The 258-nt window shown below is 41.1% G+C and carries 1 protein-coding gene; it reads right to left on the reverse strand.

Going from position 1 to position 258, the window contains the following annotated elements:
• Window positions 1–258, reverse strand: a 258-nt coding sequence (locus ACR9ZK_RS22505) for an NUDIX hydrolase (RefSeq protein WP_481344149.1), incomplete at both ends; no start/stop codon positions are given.

A 258-nucleotide genomic window follows, 5' to 3' on the forward strand; every position in this document is an offset into this window, starting at 1 on the left:
GTCGGTACTTCATCAATCGGAAACCAGTCTACCGTATCATATTTTGTGCTGTTGATCTTATGATCAATCTTACAGAGCGATAAATATGCTACTGTGATGATCCTGTCTATATGATGCTTATACTCCTTTCCCATCCATTTTATATCATGCTCATTGTTGGCACGGCTGGGATCTGCAAAACATTTGAACTGCTTAAGGACCATTTTCCTGATTCCTGTCAGTTCGTGAAGTACTCTTTCAGCGGCATCATCTACACCC

This window comes from Monashia sp. HAY1-5C (genome assembly GCF_056755255.1).